Consider the following 25748-nt stretch of genomic DNA (forward strand, 5'->3'; position numbering starts at 1 on the left):
TGCGCGGGCTCGGAGCGCCCCGACGCCCCCGTGACACGATGTCCGGGTACGGCTCGGACGCCGCACCGGCACGCGGGCCCAGAAGGAGCGACAGACCATGAACGACTCTCCGGGCCGGAACTCGCCCGGACCCCTACCGCCCGGCCCTCCCGGCCCCCCGCCGCCTCCTGACCGGCAGAACGGCCCGGGCTGGGGCCAACGGCCCTGGGCACCTTTCCCCAACGCGCCACAGCCCGGTGTGGTCCCGCTGCGCCCGCTCGGCTTGGGCGAGATCCTCCAGGGTTCGTTCCGGACCCTGTCCCGGTACTGGCGGACGGTGCTGCCGGTCTCCTTCGGCATCGCCCTGGTCACGCAGGCCGTGACACCGGTGGTGACCGGCCTGTGGCTGAAGGACAGCCCGGCCCTGGACGACGCGCGCGACGACATCAGTGCCCGTGAGGCGCTGGACCTTTTGAAGGACGGCCTCGCGGCCCTGGGACTCACCACGGCGGCCGGCCTGGTCGGGTCGATCCTCGCCTCGTCGATCCTGACGGTCGTGGTCAGCCGCGCCGTTCTCGGACGCCCCGTCAGCGCGGCGGAGGCATGGCGCGACGCCCGCCCTCAACTGGCGCGCATGGCAGGGCTGCTGTGCCTGATCCCGCTGCTGCTCTTCGGTGCACTTGCCGTGGGAACGGCCCCCGGCCTGCTCCTTTTCGCCGCCGGAGCGGAATCCGCCGGCATCGCCCTCGCCCTGGTGGGCTCGCTGGCCGGACTGGTCGCCATGACGTGGCTCTGGATCCGCTACTCTCTCGCGGCGCCGGCCCTGATGCTGGAAAAGCAGGGCGTGATCGAGTCCATGCGGCGGAGCGCGAAGCTGGTCCGGGGAGTTTGGTGGCGCATTCTCGGAGCGCAGATGGTCACTGTGCTGGTCATATCCGCGATCGCCATGGTCGTGCAGATTCCGGTCAGCGTCATCGAATTGATCGCTACTGGTGATCTTGATTCCGACACGTCCACCACCTGGCCGGCCCTGATCATTAATGGTGTCGGAGCCGTCATCAGTTCAACGGTCGCCCTGCCGTTTATGGCCGGAGTAACAGCGTTGCTTTATACGGACCAGCGGATTCGCCGCGAGTCGCTGGACGTGGAACTCATCCGCGCGACGAACTCCGGCTGACCCACCTCTCTCCACCGCATGTCGGCCGCCCGGGGGCGCGAAAGCGCCCTCGGGGGCAGGGAGGATCCAGGGCAGGGAGGATCCTGAGGGCGGAGGGGATGTGCGGATGGGAAATACAAGTCGCGTAAACGCAAGTAAGCCCTGGCAGGGAGCGATGCTCCCTACCAGGGCTTACTTGTAATTTTAGTTCGGCGGCGTCCTACTCTCCCACACGGTCCCCCATGCAGTACCATCGGCGCTGAAAGGCTTAGCTTCCGGGTTCGGAATGTAACCGGGCGTTTCCCTAACGCTATGACCACCGAAACACTATGAAACATATCAACAACCGGCATATTGGTTGTTCGTGGTTTCAGAACCAACACAGTGGACGCGAGCAACTGAGGACAAGCCCTCGGCCTATTAGTACCAGTCAGCTCCAACCGTTACCGGTCTTCCACACCTGGCCTATCAACCCAGTCGTCTACTGGGAGCCTTACCCCATCAAGTGGGTGGGAGTCCTCATCTCGAAGCAGGCTTCCCGCTTAGATGCTTTCAGCGGTTATCCCTCCCGAACGTAGCCAACCAGCCATGCCCTTGGCAGAACAACTGGCACACCAGAGGTTCGTCCGTCCCGGTCCTCTCGTACTAGGGACAGCCCTTCTCAAGACTCCTACGCGCACAGCGGATAGGGACCGAACTGTCTCACGACGTTCTAAACCCAGCTCGCGTACCGCTTTAATGGGCGAACAGCCCAACCCTTGGGACCGACTCCAGCCCCAGGATGCGACGAGCCGACATCGAGGTGCCAAACCATCCCGTCGATATGGACTCTTGGGGAAGATCAGCCTGTTATCCCCGGGGTACCTTTTATCCGTTGAGCGACGGCGCTTCCACAAGCCACCGCCGGATCACTAGTCCCGACTTTCGTCCCTGCTCGACCCGTCGGTCTCACAGTCAAGCTCCCTTGTGCACTTACACTCAACACCTGATTGCCAACCAGGCTGAGGGAACCTTTGGGCGCCTCCGTTACCCTTTAGGAGGCAACCGCCCCAGTTAAACTACCCACCAGACACTGTCCCTGATCCGGATCACGGACCCAGGTTAGACATCCAGCACGACCAGAGTGGTATTTCAACGACGACTCCACACACACTGGCGTGCATGCTTCACAGTCTCCCACCTATCCTACACAAGCCGAACCGAACACCAATATCAAGCTATAGTAAAGGTCCCGGGGTCTTTCCGTCCTGCTGCGCGAAACGAGCATCTTTACTCGTAGTGCAATTTCACCGGGCCTATGGTTGAGACAGTCGAGAAGTCGTTACGCCATTCGTGCAGGTCGGAACTTACCCGACAAGGAATTTCGCTACCTTAGGATGGTTATAGTTACCACCGCCGTTTACTGGCGCTTAAGTTCTCAGCTTCGCCCTGTCGAAACAGAGCTAACCGGTCCCCTTAACGTTCCAGCACCGGGCAGGCGTCAGTCCGTATACATCGCCTTACGGCTTCGCACGGACCTGTGTTTTTAGTAAACAGTCGCTTCTCGCTGGTCTCTGCGGCCACACCCAGCTCAGGAAGCACGTTCCATCACCGGACATGGCCCCCCTTCTCCCGAAGTTACGGGGGCATTTTGCCGAGTTCCTTAACCATAGTTCACCCGAACGCCTCGGTATTCTCTACCTGACCACCTGAGTCGGTTTAGGGTACGGGCCGCCATGAAACTCGCTAGAGGCTTTTCTCGACAGCATAGGATCATCCACTTCACCACAATCGGCTCGGCATCAGGTCTCAGCCTTAACGTGTGACGGATTTGCCTACCACACGGCCTACACCCTTACCCCGGGACAACCACCGCCCGGGCTGGACTACCTTCCTGCGTCACCCCATCGCTTACCTACTACAAGTCTGGATCGTCGGCTCCACCACTCCCCTACGCTCCGAAGAGCTCAGGGCGGCTTCACGGACTTAGCATCGCCTGATTCGATATTGGGCGTTTCAAAGCGGGTACCGGAATATCAACCGGTTGTCCATCGACTACGCCTGTCGGCCTCGCCTTAGGTCCCGACTTACCCTGGGCAGATCAGCTTGACCCAGGAACCCTTAGTCAATCGGCGCACACGTTTCCCACGTGTGTATCGCTACTCATGCCTGCATTCTCACTCGTGAACCGTCCACAACTCGCTTCCGCGGCTGCTTCACCCGGCACACGACGCTCCCCTACCCATCACAGTCCCCGTTAGAGGTATGTACTGCAATGACACGACTTCGGCGGTACGCTTGAGCCCCGCTACATTGTCGGCGCGGAATCACTTGACCAGTGAGCTATTACGCACTCTTTCAAGGGTGGCTGCTTCTAAGCCAACCTCCTGGTTGTCTCTGCGACTCCACATCCTTTCCCACTTAGCGTACGCTTAGGGGCCTTAGTCGATGCTCTGGGCTGTTTCCCTCTCGACCATGGAGCTTATCCCCCACAGTCTCACTGCCGCGCTCTCACTTACCGGCATTCGGAGTTTGGCTAAGGTCAGTAACCCGGTAGGGCCCATCGCCTATCCAGTGCTCTACCTCCGGCAAGAAACACACGACGCTGCACCTAAATGCATTTCGGGGAGAACCAGCTATCACGGAGTTTGATTGGCCTTTCACCCCTAACCACAGGTCATCCCCCAGGTTTTCAACCCTGGTGGGTTCGGTCCTCCACGAAGTCTTACCTCCGCTTCAACCTGCCCATGGCTAGATCACTCCGCTTCGGGTCTTGGGCGCGCTACTAAAATCGCCCTATTCGGACTCGCTTTCGCTACGGCTTCCCCACACGGGTTAACCTCGCAACACACCGCAAACTCGCAGGCTCATTCTTCAAAAGGCACGCAGTCACGACACAAGAAGCAAGCTCCCTGTGCGACGCTCCCACGGCTTGTAGGCACACGGTTTCAGGTACTATTTCACTCCGCTCCCGCGGTACTTTTCACCATTCCCTCACGGTACTATCCGCTATCGGTCACCAGGGAATATTTAGGCTTAGCGGGTGGTCCCGCCAGATTCACACGGGATTTCTCGGGCCCCGTGCTACTTGGGTGTCTCTCAAACGAGCCGCAATGATTTCAGCTACGGGGGTCTTACCCTCTACGCCGGACCTTTCGCATGTCCTTCGCCTATCACTACGGTTTCTGACTCGCCTCACAGCCGGCAGACTGTGAAAGAGAGATCCCACAACCCCGCATGCGCAACCCCTGCCGGGTATCACACGCAAACGGTTTGGCCTCATCCGGTTTCGCTCGCCACTACTCCCGGAATCACGGTTGTTTTCTCTTCCTGCGGGTACTGAGATGTTTCACTTCCCCGCGTTCCCTCCACACTGCCTATGTGTTCAGCAGCGGGTGACAGCCCATGACGACTGCCGGGTTTCCCCATTCGGACACCCCCGGATCACAGCTCGGTTGACAGCTCCCCGGGGCCTATCGCGGCCTCCCACGTCCTTCATCGGTTCCTGGTGCCAAGGCATCCACCGTGCGCCCTTAAAAACTTGGCCACAGATGCTCGCGTCCACTGTGCAGTTCTCAAACAACGACCAGCCACCCGTCACAACCCACCAACAGGCGGACCTTTACCGGGGCCGGCAGAAGGAACAGACCATAAGTCCGTACCCTCAGACACCCAACAGCGTGCCCGACCCGACCAGCTCACGATCACGTTCCACGCCGAAGCAGTACTAGCGATCCCTCACCGATCGTGCCGAATAGTCAACGTTCCACCCATGAGCAACCGTACGAGACATTCGCTCGTAGTCGGCTATGTGCTCCTTAGAAAGGAGGTGATCCAGCCGCACCTTCCGGTACGGCTACCTTGTTACGACTTCGTCCCAATCGCCAGTCCCACCTTCGACGGCTCCCTCCACAAGGGTTGGGCCACCGGCTTCGGGTGTTACCGACTTTCGTGACGTGACGGGCGGTGTGTACAAGGCCCGGGAACGTATTCACCGCAGCAATGCTGATCTGCGATTACTAGCAACTCCAACTTCATGGGGTCGAGTTGCAGACCCCAATCCGAACTGAGACCGGCTTTTTGAGATTCGCTCCACCTCGCGGTATCGCAGCTCATTGTACCGGCCATTGTAGCACGTGTGCAGCCCAAGACATAAGGGGCATGATGACTTGACGTCGTCCCCACCTTCCTCCGAGTTGACCCCGGCAGTCTCCTGTGAGTCCCCATCACCCCGAAAGGCATGCTGGCAACACAGAACAAGGGTTGCGCTCGTTGCGGGACTTAACCCAACATCTCACGACACGAGCTGACGACAGCCATGCACCACCTGTACACCGACCACAAGGGGGCACCCATCTCTGGATGTTTCCGGTGTATGTCAAGCCTTGGTAAGGTTCTTCGCGTTGCGTCGAATTAAGCCACATGCTCCGCTGCTTGTGCGGGCCCCCGTCAATTCCTTTGAGTTTTAGCCTTGCGGCCGTACTCCCCAGGCGGGGAACTTAATGCGTTAGCTGCGGCACGGACGACGTGGAATGTCGCCCACACCTAGTTCCCAACGTTTACGGCGTGGACTACCAGGGTATCTAATCCTGTTCGCTCCCCACGCTTTCGCTCCTCAGCGTCAGTATCGGCCCAGAGATCCGCCTTCGCCACCGGTGTTCCTCCTGATATCTGCGCATTTCACCGCTACACCAGGAATTCCGATCTCCCCTACCGAACTCTAGCCTGCCCGTATCGAATGCAGACCCGGGGTTAAGCCCCGGGCTTTCACATCCGACGCGACAAGCCGCCTACGAGCTCTTTACGCCCAATAATTCCGGACAACGCTTGCGCCCTACGTATTACCGCGGCTGCTGGCACGTAGTTAGCCGGCGCTTCTTCTGCAGGTACCGTCACTTTCGCTTCTTCCCTGCTGAAAGAGGTTTACAACCCGAAGGCCGTCATCCCTCACGCGGCGTCGCTGCATCAGGCTTTCGCCCATTGTGCAATATTCCCCACTGCTGCCTCCCGTAGGAGTCTGGGCCGTGTCTCAGTCCCAGTGTGGCCGGTCGCCCTCTCAGGCCGGCTACCCGTCGTCGCCTTGGTAGGCCATCACCCCACCAACAAGCTGATAGGCCGCGGGCTCATCCTGCACCGCCGGAGCTTTCCACCACCGAGCATGCGCTCAGCAGTCATATCCGGTATTAGACCCCGTTTCCAGGGCTTGTCCCAGAGTGCAGGGCAGATTGCCCACGTGTTACTCACCCGTTCGCCACTAATCCCCTCCCGAAGGAGGTTCATCGTTCGACTTGCATGTGTTAAGCACGCCGCCAGCGTTCGTCCTGAGCCAGGATCAAACTCTCCGTGAATGTTTCCCCGTAATCGGGGCGACACCACGAGAGCGGAACGACCAGGCGGAATAAGCCCGGTCGTTCACAGCGTCCTCGCTGTGTTTTTCAAAGGAACCTCATCCAGGACCACAAGGATCCGTGGACGGGGTTGTTTTATAGTCTGGCGTTGACTTTTGGCACGCTGTTGAGTTCTCAAGGAACGGACGCTTCCTTCGTACTCACCCGAGAGACTCTCTCAGGCTTTCCTCCGGGCGCTTCCCTTCGGTGTTTCCAACCTTACCAGATCCGTTTTCCGTTCCGTTTCCGGTTCGAATTCCGTTTCCGGCCCCCTGTTGGAGCGGGGTTTCGCCTTCTCGCTTTCGCTTTCCGGCGATTCCGACTTTATCAGATTTTCAGCGGGCCGATTACACGGCCGATTCGCTTCCTTCTGAGGAGTCGAGGAGCTTCGCAATCAATGTGAGCGACGCTCACGACTCGAAGCGATGTAGATGCTAACCGTTGACGGCGACCAGGTCCAGTCGTCCCAACCGTTCGAATCTACCTCCCCCACCCACCCGTGTCAACAGGTCTGTGGGGCAGAAGGAAACCCTACCAGCCCTCCGCCTCAGTCGAACACCGACGGTGGGCTCTCCAGGTCCTCCAGCTCGATGCCCGGAGCCGACAGGACGACGTCGCCGGCCAGGTGGACCGTGTGGCGCTCGCCTGTGTCGAGGGCGCTGACCTGGTACTCGTCCACGTCCAGGGTCCCGTTGTCAGTGGGGTGTGGTGTCCTGCTGACCAGGGACCACGACTCGTCGACGGTGAGGGGCGCGAGCACGGGGGCGGTGAAGGAGACCAGGCGGACGCGGGCCGGGGGGCCACCGGGGGTGAGACGGAGCAGCCGGGCGAGGGCCACGTGGAAGGCGGGGGAAACCCCGGTGAAGGCGTGGGCCCGGACGTTGCCCTCCGTCGCGTGTTCGCCGGAGGGGTCCGTGCGGACCCAGGTCACGCCGTCGAGTGCCGCCGCCCGCACCTGCCAGTCGGCGGACCGGAGCTGAAGGCGGATGGGCCGGCCCAGCGCGTCGATCGCCAGGTCGACCGAGCCGGCCGGTGCGCCGGACGCGTGTGTGGTCGTGGAGACATAGCGCCAGCCGGACGGGCCGGTGGCGCACTGGAAGCGTTCCTCACCTAGGGGGGTGTGGTCGTGCGGATCGTGGAGCGAGTAGCGGCCGCGGGGCATGGAGGGTTCCTTGACACGAACGGGCCAGGCCCCCGCCGCGGGGGCAGGGGCCTGGCCGGCCGGCTGGTGGGCCGGCTGCTGACGCTGCTGTGGCTCTCGGCCTCGCGTACGCCGCGCATACCGCGTGCGGCGCATGCACCGCGAAGGCGGCCGGGAGGGCCGCCGACGCCGAGGGAGCCGTCAGTAACGGTAGTGGTCGGGCTTGTACGGGCCCTCGACCTTGACGCCGATGTACTCCGCCTGCTCCGGGCGGAGCGTCGTCAGCTTCACGCCGAGCGCGTCGAGGTGGAGCCGGGCGACCTTCTCGTCCAGGTGCTTGGGCAGCACGTAGACGTCGGTCGGATACGACTCCGGCTTGGTGAAGAGCTCGATCTGGGCCAGGGTCTGGTCGGCGAAGGAGTTCGACATCACGAAGGACGGGTGGCCGGTCGCGTTGCCCAGGTTCAGCAGGCGGCCCTCGGACAGCACGATGAGGACCTTGCCGTCGGGGAACGTCCAGGTGTGGACCTGCGGCTTGACCTCGTCCTTGACGATGCCGGGGATCTTCGCGAGACCGGCCATGTCGATCTCGTTGTCGAAGTGACCGATGTTCCCGACGATGGCCTGGTGCTTCATCTTGGCCATGTCGGAGGCCATGATGATGTCCTTGTTGCCGGTCGTGGTGATGAAGATGTCGGCGGTCTCCACGACGTCGTCCAGAGTGGCGACCTGGTAGCCGTCCATCGCCGCCTGCAGCGCGCAGATCGGGTCGATCTCGGTGACGATGACGCGGGCGCCCTGGCCGCGGAGCGACTCCGCGCAGCCCTTGCCGACGTCGCCGTAGCCGCAGACGACCGCGACCTTGCCGCCGATGAGGACGTCGGTGGCGCGGTTGATGCCGTCGATGAGGGAGTGGCGGCAGCCGTACTTGTTGTCGAACTTCGACTTGGTGACGGCGTCGTTCACGTTGATCGCCGGGAAGAGCAGGGTGCCCGCCGACTGCATCTCGTAGAGGCGGTGGACGCCGGTGGTGGTCTCCTCGGTGACACCGCGGATCTCCGACGCCAGCTGGGTCCACTTCTGGGGGTTCTCCGCCAGCGTGCGGTTCAGCAGGGTGAGGATCTGGGCGTACTCCTCGCTGTCCGCCGTGGACGGGTCCGGGGCCGCGCCGGCCTTCTCGAACTCGACGCCCTTGTGCACCAGCAGCGTGGCGTCACCGCCGTCGTCCAGAATCATGTTCGGGCCGCCGGTGGGGGCGTCGGGCCAGGTCAGCGCCTGCTCCGTGCACCACCAGTACTCCTCCAGCGTCTCGCCCTTCCAGGCGAAGACGGGGACGCCCTGCGGGTCGTCCGGCGTACCGTTCGGGCCCACCGCGATGGCGGCGGCGGCGTGGTCCTGGGTGGAGAAGATGTTGCAGGACGCCCAGCGCACCCGCGCGCCCAGCGCCACCAGGGTCTCGATCAGCACCGCCGTCTGCACGGTCATGTGCAGCGAGCCGGTGATACGGGCGCCTGCCAGCGGCTGCGCCTCCGCGTACTCCTTGCGGATCGCCATCAGACCGGGCATCTCGTGCTCGGCGAGGGTGATCTCCTTACGGCCGAATGCCGCCAGGGAAAGGTCCGCGACCTTGAAGTCCTGGCCGGTGGAGGTGGTGGTCATACGGGCTGCTCCTCCTGAAGGGCGAGCGAGAGTGTGGGTACGGCCGTGCGACGGACAGGTCGTCGTGCGTGTCGTTCTCGCCGACACGCGCACGTCACACCTGGCCGCAGCGCAGTCCGTCGGAGGTCCTCTCTCCCTCGGCCGGCCCGTCGCGCGAACCGCCCGACCGCCATCAGCAGCGACGTCTGGCACCGCGTCCGAATCTACACCGGACGGCCCCCGGAGCCCCAGCCCCTCCTGGGGATCGGAACTCGCTGACGGTCGATCGGTGACGGATCGTCGGAAACCGCGGGAGGTTCCGGTGGGCGTGCGGGGCGTACGGGACCGCCGGAGTCCGCGGGGTTTCGCCGTCGACCGCGCCGAACGGGCCTCGCCTCCCCGGAATCCGGCGCCCGGCTGTGAAGGATGCGACCGAAGGGTGTGACGCCGGAAGCTGCTGCGAAGCCGCTGGGAAGGAGACCCGTGACCGGTCCGGCCGATTCCTCCGGGGAGACGACGGGGTGCCGTGGCGGCGACGGTCCGCCGCTCCGGCTGGTCGCCGTGACCGCCTGCCCGACGGGCATCGCCCATACGTACATGGCCGCCGAGAAGCTGGTCCAGGCCGCCGAGGAGCTCGGGCACCGCGTCAGCGTCGAGACACAGGGCTCCATCGGCGTGGAGAACGTCCTGGCCGCCGAGGAGATCGCGGCGGCGGACGGGGTGATCGTCGCCGCCGACAAGGACGTCGACCTGACCCGGTTCGACGGCAAGCGGGTGCTGGTCACCGGGGTGGCCGAGGGCATCCGCGATCCGGGGCGGCTGATCCGGGAGGTGCGCGACGCGCCCGTGCACCGCGCGGCCGGCGGGGCGCGGGAGGCCGGCCGGGGCGCGGGTGCCGGCCTCGCGGGCATCGCCTTCCCGCCGTTCACCGGCGGCGCGGCCGGCTCCGGTGGTGCCGCCGGTGCCGTCGGGTACCGGGCGCTGATGAACGGTGTCTCGTACATGATCCCGTTCGTGGTGACCGGCGGGCTGCTGATCGCCGTCTCGCTCGCGCTGGGCGGCCGGGCCGGGCCGCATGGCCTGGAGGTCCCCGCCGGGTCCTTCTGGGAGCACGTCCACCGCATCGGCGAGATCGGGTTCGCGTTGATGCTGCCCGTGCTCTCCGGTTACATCGCCTTCGCGCTCGCCGACCGGCCTGCGCTGGTGCCGGGCATGGTCGGCGGATGGCTGGCGAACGACGGCACGCTCTACGGCTCGCCCTCGGGAGCCGGGTTCCTGGGCGCCATCGTCACCGGGTTCCTGGCCGGCTGGCTGGTGCTCGCGATCAGACGGGTGCCGGTGCGGCGTCTCGTCCGGCCGGTGATGCCGGTCATCGTCATCCCGGTGCTCGCCACGTCCGTCCTCGGCCTGTTCTTCGTCTACGCGCTCGGCCGGCCGGTCGCCTGGGTCTTCGACCGCCTCACCGACGGGCTCGCCGGGCTGAGCGGCGCGGGAGCGGCGGTGCTGGGAGTACTCCTGGGGCTGATGATCACGTTCGACATGGGCGGACCGGTCAACAAGACGGCCTTCCTCTTCGGGGCCGGGCTCGTCACCCGCAGCCCCGAGGTCATGGGCATCTGCGCCGCCGCCATCCCCGTTCCGCCCCTGGGGCAGGGCCTGGCGACGCTGCTGCGGCGCGGGCTGTTCCGCGCCCAGGAGCGGGAGGCGGGGTCGGCGGCCCTCGTCATGGGCTTCTTCGGCATCACCGAGGGGGCGATCCCGTTCGCCGCCGCGCGGCCCGCGCGGGTGATTCCGGCGAACATGCTGGGCGGGGCGGTGGCCGGCGCGATCGCGGGGCTCGCGGCGGTCACCGACGCGGTGCCGCACGGCGGACCGGTCGTCGCGCTGCTCGGGGCGGTGGGCGGGGTGCCCATGTTCTTCGTCGCCGTGGCCATAGGAACGGTCGTGACGGCGCTGGCGACGGTGAGCCTGATGGCGTCGGGGGGTGAGCCCGCGGGACCTCGGGGTGCGGCGGAGGCTCCTTCGCCGGTCGGCGGGGAGGTGCTGGGCGGGCGGCTGACCGGGCGGACCGTCCGTCCCTGGCTCGCCGCGCGCCGCAAGGAGGAGGCCGTCCGGGAGCTGGCCGAATTGCTCGCCGCCGGTGGCGCGGTGTCGGACGGCGACGCTCTGGTGGCCGCCCTGCTCGCACGGGAGGCGCAGGGCGGCACGGGGGCCGGGGAGTCCGTCGCCTTCCCCCATGCCAGGACCGGCGCGGTCACGGCCCCGGCCGTCGCCTTCGCCCGTTCGTCCGAGGGGGTCGACTGGGGGGCGGCGGACGGGGTGCCCGCCCGGCTGCTCTTCGCCGTCGCGGTGCCGGAAGGGGCGGACGACGAGCATCTGCGGGTCTTGGCCGTGCTGGCCCGGAGACTGATGGATCCGGGCTTCCGGGCCCGGCTGCTGGCGGCGCCGGATACTCCGGCGATCCTGCGGGTCTTGGGCGAGCTGCGGTGAGGCCCGGCGGGGCCGGGTGGGCTCGGGTGCAGCCGGGCGGTGCAGCCGGGCATTCCGTCCAGGCCGCGCCCCTAGGGGCAGCCCCCGGCATCGAGCGGTCCCGCCGCGGGCCCGGTCGTCGTCCGGCCGTCGCTGTCCGTGCCCCGGTCCCGCCCTTTCACCGTTTCTTCCAGGGCTCTGCCCCGGACCCCGGCATCGCGGCTTCGCCGCGAGGTCCTCAGGCGCCGGACGGGCTGACGGGTGCCCCCGGTCCCCCCGGCGTCGCTGCCGGGTCCGGGCCCGCTGCTGCCGCCGTTTCGCTGTAGACGTCGGGTTCGAGGTAGATGACGCGGGCGATGGGGACGGCTTCGCGGATGCGGGATTCGGCGGCGTCGATGGCGCGGGCCACGTCGGCGGCGGTGTCGTCGTGGCGTACCGCGATCTTGGCGGCGACGAGGAGTTCCTCCGGGCCGAGGTGCAGGGTCCGCATGTGGATGACGCCCGTCACGGTGGCGCCGTCGACGGCGGCCTCGCGGATGCGGGCGACCTGTTCCGGTCCGGCGGCCTCGCCGAGCAGCAGGGACTTGGTCTCGGCGGCCAGGACCAGGGCGATGAGGACGAGGAGGGCGCCGATGCAGAGGGTGCCGATGCCGTCCCAGACGCCGTCGCCGGTGGCGACGGTGAGGCCGACGCCGCAGAGGGCGAGGACGAGGCCGACGAGGGCGCCGAAGTCCTCCAGCAGGACGACGGGCAGTTCGGGGGCCTTGGCCGTGCGGACGAACTGCTTCCAGGACTGCCGGCCCCGCAGTTCGTTCGACTCGGCGACGGCCGTGCGGAAGGAGAAGCCCTCGGCGATGACGGCGAACACGAGCACGCCCACCGGCCAGTACCAGTTGTCGAGCTCGTGCGGGTGCCTGATCTTCTCGTAGCCCTCATAGAGGGCGAAGACGCCGCCGATGGTGAACAGGACGATCGCCACGAGGAACCCGTAGACGTACCGCTCGCGGCCGTAGCCGAAGGGGTGTTCCTCGCTCGCCGCCTTCTTCGCCTTCTTCCCGCCGACCAGCAGCAGCGCCTGGTTGCCGGAGTCGGCGACCGAGTGCACGCCCTCCGCGAGCATCGACGACGAGCCGCTGAACGCGAAGGCGACGAATTTCGCCACGGCGATGGCCAGGTTGGCCCCCAGCGCGGCGACGATGGCCTTCGTTCCGCCTTGAGCACTCATACGTTCGGGGTGTCCCTTCCGCCACTGGCCCATCACGGATTTCACCGCGACGGTCTTTGCTGTTTCTTTGCCGCCTTCGGCGGGCCATTGTGTCAGCAGGGTCGGCCGAACCGCCTTCAGACGGCGACCGTGGCGCGGAAGAGTGTGCACTCTCCCCGCAGTTCCACGCGCTCCCCCGCCGGGACGAACGCGGACTCGCCCCGCGCCAGCTCCAGTTCACCGTCGCCCCCCTGGAGGCGGGCGGTGCCGGCGGTGCACAGCAGGATCTGCGGAGCGGGCGCGTCCAGGCGTACGGGCGGCGCGTCGGCGGCCTGTACGCGCCGGGAGAGGCGGAACTCGTCCACCGGCGCGTCGTACGCCTCCTCCTCGTCCGGCCCGGCCTCCGGCCGGAGCACGGCCGGGACGGTGGGGTCGAAGCGGACGACGCGCAGCAGTTCGGGGACGTCGACGTGCTTGGGCGTCAGCCCGCACCGCAGCACGTTGTCGGAGCCGGCCATGATCTCGACGCCGAACCCGTCCAGGTAGGCGTGCGGTACCCCGGCGTCGAGGTGGAGGGCCTCGCCGGGCTGGAGGCGTACGTGGTTCAGGAGCATGGCGGCGAGGACGCCCGGGTCGCCGGGGTAGTGGCGGGCGACGAAGGCGTAGGCGGCGCAGTCGTCCCGGTACGGGCCCTCCTCGCCGGCCAGCCGTTCGGCGGCGGCGGACGCCTGCGCGACGGTCTCCGCGATCGCCGCGCGGTCGGCGGTGAGGACGGCGGTCAGGACCTCGCGGAGCGCGTCGGACGCGGGGTGGGCGTGCAGCAGGTCGACGTACGGCTTGAGGGCGTCGACGTCCAGGGCCGCGAAGAGGTCCGCCGTCCGCACCGGGTCGCGGAAGCCGCACAGGCCGTCGAACGGCGTGAGGGCACAGAGGAGTTCGGGCTTGTGGTGCGGGTCCTTGTAGGTGCGGTGGGGCGCGTCGAGGGGGATGCCCCGGGCCTCCTCGGCGGCGAAGCCGGCCTCCGCGCGGGCGCGGTCGGGGTGCACCTGGAGGGAGAGCGGGGCGGCGGCGGCGAGCAGCTTGAGCAGGAACGGGAGCCGGGGGCCGAAGGCGCGGACGGCCGGGGCGCCGAGCTCGCGTTCGGGGTCGGCGGCGATGACGTCGGTGAGCGGCCGGGGCCCGTCGCCCCGGTCGACGCGGGAGGGGGCGCCGGGGTGGGCGCCCATCCAGAGTTCGGCCTGGGGCTCTCCGGTGACCGGGGTGCCGAGCAGGCCGGGGATCGCGGTGGTGGAGCCCCAGGCGTAGGGGCGCACGGTGTTGGCGAGGCGGTCCATGGGAGCGGTTCCTGACGTGTACGGACGGTTCCTGGCGGTTCGGACGGGTCCGGCGCGGCGTAGGGGCGGAGGGCCCGGCGCGCGGGCGGGCGCCCGCTCCCGGAGCGGGCCGCGGGCTTAGGGGGTACCGGCGAGAGCCAGGTAGACGGCGGCGAAGTCGGTGACGGCCAGCAGTTCGGCGGCGGTCTCCAGGGGGCTCGCCCCCTCGGCGGCCTCCAGCTCGCTGACCGGGGTGTCCCGGTGCAGGGCGAGGTCGCGGGCGCCGGGGACGGCCGAGGTGATGTCGGGGGCGCGCTCGCGCAGCAGGACGACCCGGGCGTGCAGCGCCTCGGGCTCGTCGACGCGGTCGCGGAAGAAGTCGTCGGGGTCGGCCCCGGCGGCGAAGGAGCCGGAGAGCAGGGCGCTGTGCGCGGTGAGCGCCTCGGGCAGCTCGGCGGCGAGGGCCGGGCGGCCGGCCAGGGCGGCGAGGACGGTCGCGAAGCGGCGTCCGGCGGCGGCCGCCAGGTCGCCCTCGGTCCAGATCAGCGGGAGGGTGCCGGCCAGTTCGGCGGCGAGGGTCTTGGCCGGGTTGCCGTAGGTGGCGATGGCCGGGCCGCAGCGTTCGGCGAGCCGGTCGAGCCGGTCGGCGAGCGCGTCGAGCGCGGACCGCGGTGCCTCGAACAGGCCGATGCGGTCGGCGAGCGCGAGCAGCGGGGTCAGCAGGGACCAGAGCGTGCCGGGGCCGGTCGGCAGGACGTTCTCGCCGTTCTCGGGGCGCGCGGGGGCGTCGTCGCCGGCCATCGTCGCCTCGTACGGGGTGCTGGTCAGCGGGATGGTCAGGCCGCGGACCTGGGCGGTGGCGTCGGCGAGCGGGGTGCCGGCCGGGGTGACGCAGACGACGGAGCAGCCGCGCCGGTACGCCTGTTCCAGCAGCAGGGCGAGGCCCGGCTCGGTGCCGTCGGGACTGACGACGAGGAGCAGGTCGAGGGGGCCGGTCCAGCCGGGGAGCGTCCAGCGCAGGGCGCCGGGCGCGGAGGCGACGCCGGTGGGGCGGAGCGGGGCGACGGGGCAGCCGCCGCCGGCGAGCGCGCCCAGCAGCTCGGCCGTGGAGGCGGCGGCCGGGCCGGGGCCCGCGACGAGGACGGCGCGGGGGCGCCCGTCCGGGCGCAGGGCCCCGATGCCCGCCTCGTCGGCGTTGCGGACGGCCGTCCGGACCCGGGCGCCGGACTCGGCGGCGCCGCGCAGCAGGCCGTGGACGTCGGCGCGGGAGAGGGCGTCGGGGTCATCGAGGAGAGACTCGTCGAACACCGTTGATCAGCTCCGATCGCCGTGGTGTACGGGGTGCCGGCCGGGGCGGCGCGGCTCAGTGGGGGCGTCGGGCCTCGTCCACCAGGAGGACGGGAATGCCGTCGCGGACGGGGTACGCCAGGGCGCAGCTCTCGCTCTCGCACACCAGCTCGGTGGTCTCGCCGGAGGCATCCGCCTCCTGCCGCAGGGGTGCGTGGCACTCAGGGCAGGCGAGGATCTCCAGGAGGCCGGCTTCGAGCGGCATGAGGGTTCCCTTCGGGAGGTGTGCGTCTCTGTGCGGTCAGGGTACCGCCGGACGTCACCCGTGGTGACGTCCGGCGGGCGGCCCGGGCCGGCCGCGCGCCCTTCAAACCGTCGAGGGCCTCAGGCGCTCAAGGTCTGAGGCGCTCAGGGCCTCAGGCGCGGACGATGGCGAGGACCTCGTCGCGGACCCGGGCGACCGTCTCCGCGTCGCGCGCCTCGACGTTGAGCCGCAGCAGCGGTTCGGTGTTGGAGGCGCGGAGGTTGAACCACCAGTCGGCGGCGGTGACCGTGAGGCCGTCCAGCTCGTCGAGCTCGACGCCGTCGCGGTCCGCGTAGGCGGCCCGGACGGCCGCGGCCCGGCCCGGCTGGTCGGCGACGGTGCTGTTGATCTCGCCGGAGGCGGCGTAGCGGTCGTACTCGCGGACGAGCTCGGAGAGCGGCTTCTCCTGGCCGCCGAGGGCGGCGAGGACGTGCAGTGCGGCGAGCATGCCGGTGTCGGCGTTCCAGAAGTCGCGGAAGTAGTAGTGGGCGGAGTGCTCGCCGCCGAAGATGGCGCCCGTGCGGGCCATCTCCTGCTTGATGAACGAGTGTCCGACGCGGGTGCGGACGGGCTTGCCGCCGTGCTCCTTGACGACCTCGGGCACCGACCAGGAGGTGATCAGGTTGTGGATGACCGTCCCGCCGGGGTGCTTTCCGAGTTCGCGGGCGGCGACCAGGGCGGTGATCGCGGACGGGGAGACGGGGTCGCCGTTCTCGTCGACGACGAAGCAGCGGTCGGCGTCGCCGTCGAAGGCGAGGCCGATATCGGCGCCGGTCTCCCGGACCTTGGCCTGGAGGTCGACCAGGTTCTTGGGGTCGAGGGGGTTGGCCTCGTGGTTGGGGAACGTCCCGTCGAGCTCGAAGTAGAGGGCGATCAGGTCGATCGGCAGGCCCTCCAGGACGGTGGGGACGGTGTGGCCGCCCATGCCGTTGCCCGCGTCCACGACGGTCTTCAGCCGCCGGATCCGGCCGAGGTCGACCAGGGAGCGCAGGTGGGCGGCGTAGTCGGCGAGGGTGTCCCGCTCGGACAGGGTGCCGGGGGTGGCGACGGGCTCGGGGGCGCCGTTCTCCGACCAGTCCTCCACCAGGGCGCGGATCTCGGCGAGGCCGGTGTCCTGGCCGACGGGGGCGGCGCCGGCGCGGCACATCTTGATGCCGTTGTACTGCGCCGGGTTGTGGCTGGCCGTGAACATAGCGCCGGGCAGGCCGAGATGGCCGCTGGCGAAGTAGAGCTGGTCGGTCGAGCAGAGCCCGATCTCGGTGACGTCCGCGCCCCGGGCGGCGGCGCCGCGCGCGAAGGCCCGGGCCAGCCCCGGGGACGAGGGCCGCATGTCGTGGCCGACGACGATCGCGTCCGCCTCCGTCACCTTGGCGAAGGCAGCGCCGAACAGCTCGGCGAGCGCCTCGTCCCACTGGTCGGGGACCACACCACGCACGTCGTACGCCTTCACGAGCTGCGACAGATCAGCCACGTCTCACCCTCCTGGAGTCCGGTACAGGTCCGGTACAGGTACCCAAACCTACCCGGACCCACCGCCCGTTCCGGCGCCGGACGGCCGTCGGAGGCGAGAACCGGGGACGAATCCGGGGCGAATCAGGGACGAATCGGGGGGTGGGTCAGGGTTTGGGCGCCTCGCGACCGCAGATCGGCGCGACGGACGCCGACGCCGGACGGACGCGCTCGACCCGAGTCCGCGAAGCGCCGCGAAATCCCCCGAACACGCCTGAACACGACGCGATGCGGCGGAAAGCGACGAAAGCGCCGGACGGAACGGCCGGAATTCGCCGCCGCGGAACGGGCCTTCGGGTTCCGGCGCGTCAGGAGTCGGGCGAGCGCAGCACCCTGAGGTGGCCCCGGCGGGCGACCTCCATCGGATTGACCTCGCGCGTGCTGGGTCCGACGGGCCCCTTCATCTGGCTGCCGACGGTTCCGCCGCCGGACCCGCCGCTCGCGGCGCGCTCCTGCGGACGGGCCGCCTCCCGCACGGCGTTGGCCAGCGCTTCGAGATCGTCACTGCTGGGACGGGCGGGGCCGGTGTCCACGGCGAGCCGGACGACGTCCCACCCGCGGGGGGCCGTCAGCCGCTCGGAGTGCTCGGCGCACAGGTCGTAGCAGTGGGGTTCGGCGTAGGTGGCGAGCGGGCCGAGGACGGCGGTCGAATCGGCGTAGACGTACGTCAGCGTCGCGACGGCCGGGCGGCCACACGCGGTGCGCGAACAGCGACGTACAGGGCTCACGAGGTGGGACGGTACCGCACTCTTGAGCGGGCCGCGACGACTCACTCCTGGCTCACCCCTCCGTGTCGTGCCGGAGCGCCCGGTGGACACCGCCCCCGAACCGCCGGGTCGACCTGCGCGGGGAGGGTGTGGAACAGGATGCGCGGCCCTGGAACTTTGTCATCACTCAGCCACCATAGTGTCATTCGGGATGCGATCGACGGTCTCGCCGTCGGCTTTATCCGATCGCAAGCAACAACGGAACGCTCATCGGGCGACATCCGATGAGATGCGCGGCTACCGCGCGTACACGGCCGACCGGCGGATACCCTTCGAGGTGATGGACAGCCCCGACAGCCCCGTACCTCCACCGGCCGGCCCGCCCGGTCCGCCCGGGCCCGGTCCGCTCGGCCGGCGCCCGCGCCACCGCGACCGGCACGGCCGCGGCATGCGCGGTCCGATCGCCCCGCCGCAGGTCCCGCTGTCGGTGAGCCGCGCCGAGGCGTTCGTCGACCTCGTCCACGACTCGGCGGAGCGGCTGGAGCGCCGCTGGCCGCAACTGGCGTCGGTGGACTTCGTGGTGCGCGAGGTGCCCGTGCCGGGCGAGGACGGCGAGCCGGGCGAGGCGCTGTTCCTCGACGGCGGCTCGGTCCCGCTCGGCCGGTATGTCGCGGCGCGCGGCGACGAGCCCGACCGGATCGTCATCTACCGCCGCCCGGTGGAGATCCGCACCAAGAACCGCGACGACCGCGCGCTGCTGGTGCACGAGGTCGTCGTCGAGCAGGTCGCCGAACTCCTCGGCCTGGCGCCGGAGTCGGTGGATCCGCGCTACGGGCAGGATTGACGGGGCGGGGGCGCGGTTTCGCCGCCCACCCCCCGTCCTCGCTAGCGCGTGACCGTCGTCAGGTCGGAGCGCACCGCGGGCACCTCCACCGTGGAACGGTCGTCCGGCACCGGCTGCACGGTGAACGCCGGGACGCCGTCCTGCGGGAGCGTCAGCGTCCGGGCGGCGTGCACCGGCCCGCCGGAGACCGTCTCGACCGTGAGCGCGTAACCGCCCTTGCCACCGCCCGGAACCGGCGGCTCCACGGTGAGCGTGGTGCCGGACCGGACGGTGTACGTCCGGGTGGCCGGGGTCCCGCCGCCGGCCACCCACGCCGAGACCCTGACCCGCGCCTCCGCGCCGGGCGCGACCAGGGACAGCGAGGTGCCCTTGGCCCGGTCGTCCGCCACCGTGCCGCGGGCGCCGACCGGCTCGACCGCCGGCAGGAACGCCGTCTCCTGCTTGTCGCCCTTCCCGCGGGTCACCCGCAGCCCGGCCACCACCCGCCCGCCGTCCTCGGCGGTGAGCAGCAGCGCCCCGGCCTCGCCCCGGGCGACGCCGTCCAGTTCGACCGTCTCCGTGGTGCCGCTCCTGACGTGCAGCGTCTCGTGGCCCGCCGGGGTGATCGAGCCCGTGGGGCCCGCGAAGCGGAGCTTGAGGTCGGCGTCGTCGGCGCCGGGGGCGAAGGCGACGAGCCGCACGGAGGTGGCGTCGGCCGGGATGCCCGGCAGGACGGCCGCCGCGGCCGGCTCGGAAGCGGGCAGCCAGTCGCCGCCCTGCTTCTCGTCGGACGCCTGCACGGCCGCGCCGACCCGTCCGGAACGGGCGGTGACGTGCAGGGTGAGGTTGTCCGCCGGAGCGTCGGTCAGGGTGCTCAGCAGGACGGGCACCGACGAGCGCGGCGGGACGGTGACGCCCTCGCCGGCGGGCGCCGCGACGCGGCCGTCCTTGCCGTGCAGTTCCAGGTCGACGACGGCGGCCGCGGCGGAGTCGGGGTTGGTGAGGTGGACGTAGTCCTGACGGCCCTTGGCCGTGGAGACGCCCGGGAACCAGAACGACGTGTCGGCCGGCCCACAGGTCAGCCCGTGCAGGCCGCGCCCGCTGCCGGCCGCGACGGCCGTGGTCTGCTGCACGGTGTAGCCGGGGGCGAGCGGTCCCTCGGCGGAGCCGAGGAGGGCGGGGGCGTCGGAGCGGTCGGTGGTCGCGGTCACGGGGGCGCCGGGAGCCTTGAGGGTCAGGACGGGGCCGGCCCCCGGGGCCGGCGCCTTGCCACCGCTCCCCTTCTTGCCGTCTTCTTCCTTCTTGCCGTCCTTCTTCGCCGGCGGCCGACTGCTCGTCGTCGTCATCGGCAGCAGATCGGCGGTCCGCCGCGCGTCCCGGCCGCCGGCGCCCGCCTTGGCGGACGCGGGGGCGCCGGGCGAGAACGCCGTATACGTCGTCTCCGCCACCTCGGAGGAGGTCGGCGCCGGGCAGACCACGGCCGAGCGCTGGACCGGCATCCGGGCGGCGGACCTCGTCGCCCGGGCGGTGCCGGAGCCGCTGCCGGCGTCGCCCGAGGGCGCGGCGACCACCGCGACGCCGGTGACGGCGGCCAGCGCCGCCGCCGTGGCGAACAGCGAGAGGGTCGTACGCCCCACTCCCGCCCCCTCGCGCTTCCCCGCCGTCCGCTCGCGCCTCGCTCCCGGACGCTCACGCTTCACTGCTGATCGCTGGCGCTTCACTGCTGGTCGCTCCCGTCGCGGCGGAGGCCGTGGCCGGCGTCGTACGTCGTGTCGTGGCCGTTCCGGCCGCCCTGCCCGCCGCCGTATCCGTACGGGTCGTGGACGCCGTACGGGCCCGGGGCGGACGAGGCGTCGTACCCGGCGGTGTCCGGGTGGGCGCCGGCGTGGTGGCCCTGTCCCGGGTACGCGTCCCCGTACCCGCCCGCGCCGTGCGGGTAGTACTGGGGGTACGCGGCGGACCCGTCCGACCCGTAGGGGGCGTAGGGGTCGGCCGCCCAGCCGCCGTCCGCCGCCCCCTGGCCGTACTGCGGCGCGGGTGCCGCGGCGTAAGGATCCGCGGCGTACGGATCCGCCGCCGCGTAAGCGTCCGCCGAGGGCTCCTCGTACGGATCGGCCGAGACCGGTACGGACACCGGCACCGCCTCCGGCGCACCGGTCCCGTCCGCCGCCTGCCGTCCCTCGGCCGCGGCGCGCAGCCGGCGGGCCCGGCGGCCCTCCCCGGCCGGGGCCTGCTCGGGCAGGGAGACGGGCTCGGCGGCGGGCACCACCGCGTCGGGCAGGTCGTCGTCCACGTGCCGGCGCCGGCCCGGCAGGGCCAGCACGACCAGGACGACGGCGAGCAGCCCCTGCGTCCACACCCACGCGGTCCGGGCGAACGGCGTCTCGTAGGAGAGCGCCAGCCTGCCGCCGGCGGCGGGGAGCCGGAAGCCCTGCGCCCAGCCGTCGAGGGTGACGCGCGGCAGCGGCCGGCCGTCGAGGGTGGCGCGCCAGCCGGGCGCGGCCCGGTCGGCGAGGCGCAGCACCCGGCCGTCCTTCCCGGCGGGGATCGTCGCCCGGGCGCCCACGGGTCCGGAGGGTACGGCCACCGGGTCGGCGCCCTCGGTGACGACGCCGACGCGGGAGACCGGCCGGTCGACCCGCCACAGCGCGGTGCGCCCCTCCTGGCTGAGCCGGGTGAGGCCGGGGGCGGCGTCCAGCGCGGCGCCGAGGTCCTTGGCGGCGCCGTCGCGGACCAGGACGAAGCCGACGGCGTACTCGGCGAGCCGGGCGGCCTGGTCGGCGCCGGAGCCGGCGACGAGGTCGGCGACGGCGGAGTCCAGCCGCGCGTCCCGGCCGGGGGCCACCGCGTCGTCGCCCATCCGGATCCCGGAGCCGCGGACGAGCGCGTAGGTCAGGTGGGTGGTGTGGCCGGGTTCCTGGGCGAGGACCAGGGTCCTGGCCCGGTCGCGGGTGGTCGCCGCCTCGGCGACGAACGCCGGGACCTGTACGGGGTCGCGCCGCTCCAGCGGTCCCCCGGCCCCGCCGGCCGCCCAGGTGACGGCGGCGGCGAGCGGGCCCGCGGCGGCGGCGAGGGCGACGAGCCCGGCGACGGGCTGCCGCCAGCCGAAGCTCTTGGCGGCGACCCGTTCGCGGGCCCCCTCCGCCCCGACCACGGCGGCGGCGGTCAGCGCGAGGCCGTACACCAGGAGGGCGGGCCCGGCCCAGGCCGTGTGGTTGACGAGCGCCGCGCAGAGCAGGGCGGCGAGCGCGGCCGTCCAGGCGGTGCCCACGGCGGCCCGCCGGTCGGCGCGGAGCAGCGCGCCGAGCGCGGCGAGCAGGACGCCGGCGAACAGCAGCCCGCCGAAGGTCCGCGGCCCGCCCGGGTCGGCGGTGAGCAGGCGCAGCGGCGTGCCGGTGCCGCCGCCGTACTCCGTCCCCGCCTCGGTGAGGAGGCGGCCGGGGTCCGTGAGCAGCCCCAGCGACCAGGGCGCGAGGACGAGGAGCGGGGTGGCGGCGACGGCGAGCAGGGCGAGCGCGTGCGGGACGAGCCCGCCGCCGCGGGCGCGCAGCGCGAGGACGCCGAGGCCGAGCACGACGGCGAGCGGCCAGACCACCGGGGCGAACGCGGTGGCGACGGTCAGGAGCAGGGCGTACGTCCAGACGGCCCGCCACACCGGCCGGGCGCCCGGCGAGCGGAACCCGCCGGCGGCGACGGCGGCCCGGGCGAGGAGCGGCAGCAGGATCGCGAGGACGGCCGTACCGAGCCGGCCCGTCGCGAGGGCGCCGGTGACGGCGGGCAGGAACGCGTAGGCGACGCTGCCCCAGGCCCGCAGCGGCCGGGAGGCGACCAGCGGGCGGGAGGCGAAGTAGGCGGTCAGCCCGGCCAGCGGGACCGAGCAGACGAGCAGCAGCGTGACGGCGAGGTCCGGCGAGCCGAGGAGCAGCGTGGAGAGGGCCGCGAGCACCGCCAGGTAGGGCGGGGCGCTCGCGGTGCTGCCGGTGCCGACGGCGTGCCAGCCGTCCGCGTACAGCGACCACAGGTCGGAGGCGCCCTCCGGCACGGGCAGCAGGGCGCCGCCGGCGAGTGCCCCGCCGCCGTACAGCCCCCGGCAGGCGACGGCGGAGACCAGCAGCAGGGCGGTGAAGAGGACGGGCGCGGGTTTGCGGGCGATCCGCCGCAGCCGGGCGAACTGCTCGATCTCCAGGAAGTCCGCCTCGTCGCCGCCGGGCCCGGACTCGACGGCGCCGTGCCGCCCCGCCGACCGCGCCTCGGGGTCGGACCGCCCGCCGAAGAAGGTCATGACCTGCTCGAACGCGACCCTCAGGGTGGCGCCCGGCGGCGGGAAGAGGGGCCGCAGCTCCTTGGCGTCGACGGCGGCGGCGCGGCGTCCGCGGGCGGCGCGGATCCGGCCGGGGCGCAGCAGTACGGCGCCCAGCCCGGTGAGTTCGTCGAGGGCCTGGCCGGGGACCTTGCCGACGAGGTGGCCGAGCGCGCTCAGCAGGGTGCCGAGGACGATCCGCAGCAGGACGTAGGGCAGAGCGGCGGCGCGGGTGTTGGCGAGCAGGGCGTAGACGGCGCCCGCCTTGTCGACGCGGTGCGGGGAGGCCGGCCGGCGGCCGACGCAGTCCACCGGGCGGCGCTCGCGGGAGGCGGCCTCGGCGTGCCGGAGGACGGCGTCGGGGGCGACGAGGACGCGGTGGCCGGCCGCGTGGGCGCGCCAGCAGAAGTCGACGTCGTCCCGCATCAGGGGCAGCCGGGGGTCGAAGCCGCCGAGCGCCTCCCAGACGTCCCGCCGGACGAGCATGCCCGCGGAGGAGACGGAGAGGACGGACCGCACCTGGTCGTGCTGCCCCTGGTCCTGTTCGCGGCGGTCGAGGCCGGTCCAGCGGCGCCCGCCGCGGGCGACGGTGACGCCCACTTCGAGCAGCTGCCTGCGGTCGTACCAGCTCCGGAGCTTGGGGCCGAGGACGGCGGCGGGCCGGCCGGCGGCGATCTCCTGGTCGGCGACGCGCAGCAGTTCGCGGAGGGCGCCGGGCTCGGGGGCGCAGTCGTCGTGCAGCAGCCAGAGCCACTGGACGGGTTCGGCGTCGCGGTCGTGCGCGTCCGGGGACCCGTAGGGGTCGTGGGGGTCGTCGCGCCAGGTGCGGCTGACGGGGTCCCAGCCGCTGGAGCCGGCGAGGTAGGGGAGGTCGTCGGCGGTGGGCGCGGGGGTCGCGCGGACCGCCTCGTCGACGGCGGTGCCGAAGCCGGCGCGGCGGGCGAGGTGCAGGACGCGGTCGGCGCCGAGCGCGTCGGCGAGCAGCCGGGCCGAGTCGTCGTCGCTCCCGGTGTCGGCGGCGACGGCCCGCTGGACGGGCCGCTCCTGGCCGAGCAGCCCGGCGAGCGCGTCGGGCAGCCAGCGGGCGCCGTCGTGGGCCACGAGCACGGCGGTGACGACATGGCGGGGGAACGCCGGGGGGTGGCTGAGGTCGAACGCGGGGGGTGCCGGGTGGTGCGCCGGCGGATCGCTGTGCGCGGACATCGGGTACGGGCCCTCCGGCCGGGAGCGGCCGGGGAGTGCGGCCGCGGTGCTGGACTGCGGTGGACGCCCGAGGGGCGTCGGTCGTCTCGGACGGCACCCCACCCTAGTGGCTGGGAACAGGCCGCTCCGCCTCCTCGACGCGGGGCGCGGGAGGCGGCGCCGCGCCGTGCGAGCAGGCGTTCGATCCGGTGCGGCGGTCGTGCGGGCTTCCCCGGACGGCGGCGGGCGGCGGCGCGCGTGCGGCCGGGAGGGGTGGCGGGCTCGGGCAGCGGAGGCGTGGCGGAAGGCGGCGGTGGGCGCCGGGGCCGGCGAGTACGCGGGGTTGTTCGGTGCACGGCTCTGTTCGCGGTGCACGGCTCCGCTTGGCTCACGGCTCTGGTCGGTGCACGGCTCCGCTCGGTGCACGGCCGACGGGCGTCGGTGGACACCGGTGGGCCGCGCGGGACGCGGTCTGGCGTACCGGCGGGTCTCGCCGCCGGCGAACGTGCGGGCCGGCGACCGCGAAGAACGGCGATCGTGCGGAAAGGATCGGCGACCGCGAAGAACGGCGATCGCGAAAGGGGGCCGGTGCGCGGCCGGTACGGGCCACGGCCCTCGACGGGCTCGCTCGGGCCTCGCCGAGAACGGCCCGGATGGTGACCCGGCGTCAGGAGCCGGGTGCGGCGCGGCGTCCGAGTGCTGCGGCGCCGCGGCGTACGGCCCTCGGCCGGTGACGCCCGGGAGGTGGCGCGCAGGCGGTACGCCGGAGGTGACGGGGGGTCAGCCCCCTCAGACGGCCGCCTTCTTCAGGCGGCGGCGCTCCCGCTCGGACAAGCCGCCCCAGATGCCGAAGCGTTCGTCGTTGGCCAGCGCGTATTCAAGGCATTCGGAGCGGACTTCGCAGGCGAGGCAGACCTTCTTGGCCTCGCGGGTCGATCCGCCTTTCTCGGGGAAGAAGGACTCGGGATCGGTCTGGGCGCACAGTGCGCGCTCCTGCCAGCCGAGCTCCTCGTCCGCCTCCTCGACCAGCAGTTGCTGAAACAGCTCGGTCATGTGCGCCCCTCGTCTGTCATTGCGTCCCCGTGATGCTGCCGTGATCAGGTACGGCAGAACGACACGAGTGAAATTACAAGTGCGCCGATCCGGGCCAGTCAAGCCGAGATCTGCTATTGAGCCCCTTATTCACTCTGCGGAACCAAGGCCGAGCGGAAAGTTGCCAAACCGCCACAAGAGTGGACACATCTCTCGTCGGCCACAGCCGTCCCGCGGCTCCCTTGTCTTCCAGAGAGACGCGAAGGGCGGCCGCCCAGTTGCACCGCCCGGAACCGGGCGATGTTTGAACACCAGGATGCCGGGCGATTGTCCCGCGA

Annotated in this window: 14 protein-coding genes and 3 rRNA genes; 3 read left to right on the forward strand and 14 right to left on the reverse strand. The window is 70.8% G+C overall.

What is annotated here, in order from left to right; all coding sequences use genetic code 11:
* Positions 1 to 262 precede the first annotated feature (262 nt).
* Complete coding sequence (locus J7W19_RS12245) at positions 263 to 1156, forward strand: glycerophosphoryl diester phosphodiesterase membrane domain-containing protein (protein WP_233478097.1); 894 nt, start codon at positions 263 to 265, stop codon at positions 1154 to 1156.
* Positions 1157 to 1342: 186 nt separating this feature from the next.
* On the opposite strand, the gene rrf is transcribed toward J7W19_RS12245, so the two are convergent.
* The 5 genes from rrf to ahcY all read right to left on the reverse strand — a co-directional run bounded on the left by rrf (position 1343) and on the right by ahcY (position 9301).
* A 5S ribosomal RNA gene (gene rrf, locus J7W19_RS12250) occupies positions 1343 to 1459 on the reverse strand.
* 76 nt (positions 1460 to 1535) lie between these two features.
* Positions 1536 to 4661: ribosomal RNA gene (locus J7W19_RS12255) — 23S ribosomal RNA — on the reverse strand.
* Between the two features lie 275 nt (positions 4662 to 4936).
* Positions 4937 to 6462, reverse strand: a 16S ribosomal RNA gene (locus J7W19_RS12260).
* Together the 16S, 23S and 5S rRNA genes form the textbook arrangement of a ribosomal RNA operon.
* A 586-nt stretch (positions 6463 to 7048) precedes the next feature.
* Positions 7049 to 7663, reverse strand: a complete 615-nt coding sequence (locus J7W19_RS12265) for a hypothetical protein (protein WP_004953440.1) — start codon at positions 7661 to 7663, stop codon at positions 7049 to 7051.
* 180 nt (positions 7664 to 7843) lie between these two features.
* Complete coding sequence (gene ahcY, locus J7W19_RS12270) at positions 7844 to 9301, reverse strand: adenosylhomocysteinase (protein WP_004953444.1); 1458 nt, start codon at positions 9299 to 9301, stop codon at positions 7844 to 7846.
* Between the two features lie 462 nt (positions 9302 to 9763).
* Here ahcY and J7W19_RS12275 point away from each other — a divergent pair, with 462 nt between their 5' ends.
* Positions 9764 to 11770 carry a fructose-specific PTS transporter subunit EIIC gene (locus J7W19_RS12275; RefSeq protein WP_004953446.1) on the forward strand — a complete coding sequence of 669 codons (2007 nt, stop codon included), beginning with the start codon at positions 9764 to 9766 and terminating at the stop codon, positions 11768 to 11770.
* Positions 11771 to 11987: 217 nt separating this feature from the next.
* Here J7W19_RS12275 and J7W19_RS12280 read toward each other — a convergent pair whose 3' ends face one another.
* The 6 genes from J7W19_RS12280 to J7W19_RS12305 all read right to left on the reverse strand — a co-directional run bounded on the left by J7W19_RS12280 (position 11988) and on the right by J7W19_RS12305 (position 18139).
* Positions 11988 to 12974: a cation diffusion facilitator family transporter gene (locus J7W19_RS12280; protein WP_004953454.1), complete on the reverse strand. Its 987-nt coding sequence runs from the start codon at positions 12972 to 12974 to the stop codon at positions 11988 to 11990.
* Positions 12975 to 13090: 116 nt separating this feature from the next.
* Positions 13091 to 14287, reverse strand: a complete 1197-nt coding sequence (gene manA, locus J7W19_RS12285; protein WP_004953455.1) for a mannose-6-phosphate isomerase, class I — start codon at positions 14285 to 14287, stop codon at positions 13091 to 13093.
* Between the two features lie 117 nt (positions 14288 to 14404).
* On the reverse strand, positions 14405 to 15574 hold the full coding sequence (locus J7W19_RS12290) for an SIS domain-containing protein (RefSeq protein ID WP_004953456.1): 1170 nt from the start codon (positions 15572 to 15574) through the stop codon (positions 14405 to 14407).
* A gap of 55 nt (positions 15575 to 15629) precedes the next feature.
* Positions 15630 to 15818 carry a Trm112 family protein gene (locus J7W19_RS12295; protein ID WP_004953457.1) on the reverse strand — a complete coding sequence of 63 codons (189 nt, stop codon included), beginning with the start codon at positions 15816 to 15818 and terminating at the stop codon, positions 15630 to 15632.
* 151 nt (positions 15819 to 15969) lie between these two features.
* A complete protein-coding gene (locus J7W19_RS12300; protein WP_004953458.1) occupies positions 15970 to 17328 on the reverse strand; it encodes a phosphomannomutase/phosphoglucomutase in 1359 nt (452 codons plus the stop codon).
* A gap of 346 nt (positions 17329 to 17674) precedes the next feature.
* Complete coding sequence (locus J7W19_RS12305) at positions 17675 to 18139, reverse strand: DUF3499 domain-containing protein (RefSeq protein ID WP_078588248.1); 465 nt, start codon at positions 18137 to 18139, stop codon at positions 17675 to 17677.
* 274 nt (positions 18140 to 18413) lie between these two features.
* Here J7W19_RS12305 and J7W19_RS12310 point away from each other — a divergent pair, with 274 nt between their 5' ends.
* Positions 18414 to 18917 carry a metallopeptidase family protein gene (locus J7W19_RS12310; protein ID WP_040892280.1) on the forward strand — a complete coding sequence of 168 codons (504 nt, stop codon included), beginning with the start codon at positions 18414 to 18416 and terminating at the stop codon, positions 18915 to 18917.
* A gap of 41 nt (positions 18918 to 18958) precedes the next feature.
* Here J7W19_RS12310 and J7W19_RS12315 read toward each other — a convergent pair whose 3' ends face one another.
* From J7W19_RS12315 to J7W19_RS12325, 3 genes are all read right to left on the reverse strand, one after another.
* Positions 18959 to 20533 carry a DUF5719 family protein gene (locus tag J7W19_RS12315; RefSeq protein ID WP_004953462.1) on the reverse strand — a complete coding sequence of 525 codons (1575 nt, stop codon included), beginning with the start codon at positions 20531 to 20533 and terminating at the stop codon, positions 18959 to 18961.
* A gap of 80 nt (positions 20534 to 20613) precedes the next feature.
* Positions 20614 to 24399, reverse strand: coding sequence for a glycosyltransferase family 2 protein (locus tag J7W19_RS12320; protein ID WP_210455331.1), 3786 nt, complete (start codon positions 24397 to 24399; stop codon positions 20614 to 20616).
* A gap of 768 nt (positions 24400 to 25167) precedes the next feature.
* Positions 25168 to 25431: a WhiB family transcriptional regulator gene (locus tag J7W19_RS12325; protein ID WP_004952403.1), complete on the reverse strand. Its 264-nt coding sequence runs from the start codon at positions 25429 to 25431 to the stop codon at positions 25168 to 25170.
* Between the last annotated feature and the right edge of the window lie 317 nt (positions 25432 to 25748).

This window comes from Streptomyces mobaraensis NBRC 13819 = DSM 40847 (genome assembly GCF_017916255.1).
Taxonomy (GTDB): Bacteria; Actinomycetota; Actinomycetes; order Streptomycetales; family Streptomycetaceae; genus Streptomyces; species Streptomyces mobaraensis.